The 2,002-nt window shown below is 41.6% G+C and carries 1 protein-coding gene; it reads right to left on the bottom strand.

From position 1 onward, the window contains the following. Window positions 1-181 precede the first annotated feature (181 nt). Window positions 182-1,903, bottom strand: a complete 1,722-nt coding sequence (locus AB4484_RS26745) for an ATP-binding protein (RefSeq protein ID WP_050645569.1) — start codon at window positions 1,901-1,903, stop codon at window positions 182-184. Window positions 1,904-2,002: the final 99 nt, after the last annotated feature.

Below are 2,002 nucleotides of genomic sequence, written 5' to 3'. Positions count from 1 at the left end.
CCACAAGTGCGCATTATGTATATTATGTTAAATGGTGTTTGGTGTTTATAACGCAGGTATCTTTGTATGATGCCCTGCCTCTTGTTTATCTATCAAATCGACGTTCTATTTAACAGTAAGGCTATTTACCATAAAATACCTAATAAACATATTTCCTAATCTTCGATTAAGAATACGTTTATTAGACTTCAAGCATTAATCGATCAATTGCTTCTGTGATCTCTTTGGTTCTTACTGGCTTGGTCACGAAATCATTCATACCGACATCTAAGCACGAGCATTTGTCTTCTACTGATGTGTGTGCTGTTAGCGCGACAATTGGTGTTTTGATGTTCGCGTCTCTCATGTATTTGGTTGTAGTTAATCCATCCATGACCGGCATCGACACATCCATTAAGATAATGTCTATCGAGTCATTGGCTCTTTCCACAAAGCCAATCGCTTCCTCACCGTTGCTTGCGATGAAAACTTCGTGGCCTTGTCGCGTTAGGATTAATTTGATCACCATTTGATTGGTTGGATTGTCTTCGACAACTAACACTGAATAACGGCTTCTTAACTCTCGTGAAGATTCATCTTCGTTGTTAGCCAGATTATTCGTAACTCGAGTAAGCACTGGTAGCTGTACTTCAAATTTGGAACCTTTTCCAGGCTCACTCTCTACTGATATACGCCCACGCATTAGCTCAACCAGTCTTTTAGTGATAGCCAAGCCTAAACCGGTGCCACCAAATCTGCGTGTGATTGTGCTATCAGCTTGTACAAATGGACTGAACAGCGACGAAAGTTGTTGCGAGCTAATGCCAATCCCTGTGTCTTCCACCGTTATATAGAAAGAGCTCTGCTGGTACTTGATAGAAACATGCACATGCCCATGTTCAGTGAACTTAATCGCGTTACCAATCAGGTTAAATAGGATCTGTGCTAATCGGCTTGGGTCGATGTAATGCAGTTCACCCTCAGGGATATCGCTGGTTACTGTTAGCGCCAAACCTTTATCGTCTGCTGTCTTCTTTTGTTCAGATAATACAAAAGTTACAGTGTCTCTTACATTGCTCCATTGAGGAGCTAATGAGAAACATCCAGATTCAATCTTAGAAAAATCCAATACGTCACTGATAATTGCCAATAAAAGCTCAGATGATGTACTCATATTAAGCAGTATAGACTGTTGTTCTTCGTTCAATGATGTGGATTTTAGGGTGTCTATTAGGCCAATGATGGCATTTAGCGGAGTTCTTAATTCATGACTCATCATTGCCAGGAATTCAGACTTGGCCTTGTTGGCTCTTTCTGCGTCTTTTCTTGCTGTGACAAGCTCTGCTGTACGTTCTCGAACGGTTGCTTCAAGCTTTTCTTTGTTCTCAATATCGAAAACAGCACGCTCTATCAACGGTCGGAAACGGTTTAGTGTGGCCTTGGTTTCAATACTAAAGTGCTTGGTATTTGAGTGGATAAATATGATGACGGATTGTGTTAGTCCGCTATCTATACCCGTAATAAGAACGGAGTTGATTTGGTCGAGAACAATGGGATGCAGAGAGTTGAATTCCCCAAGAGACTTGGGTTCGAAAAGGATGGCGCATTCACCATTGATGACTCGCGATAGCTTGCCACAATCGCTCCAATTCATCTGTTCGAAGACTTTGTTATTGCTTAGCAGGGTTTTGAAACTGCCTTCGTTCCCTACCCTTGATACCACGATAAAATCATCAAACTTAATGTACTTTTTGAGCACGAACTCAAGACTGGAGAATATCTCAGATATGTTACTCGCCTTACTGATCGCAGAGATGGTTGATAAGATCACCCTGTTCTCTTCAGCCAGTTTTCGCTCACGGGCTTTTAGTTTTTGCAGTTCAATACGTGCTTCTTGCAGCGCTTCTTGACCTTCAGAACCCATTACTTTTTCAACCTATAAAACGTTGCAGACGATACCATTAAATTCCCGTGTGCATTCTCACCACCAGAGAGCCTGCCTTGTTCAAGGTAAGGAATTTCA

Origin of the sequence: Vibrio sp. 10N.261.46.A3, assembly GCF_041472995.1 — a bacterium.
In the GTDB taxonomy this organism is placed as follows: domain Bacteria; phylum Pseudomonadota; class Gammaproteobacteria; order Enterobacterales; family Vibrionaceae; genus Vibrio; species Vibrio coralliirubri.
The sequence above is the reverse complement of the archived record's forward strand: the minus strand, read 5'-3'. Positions and strand labels throughout refer to the sequence as shown.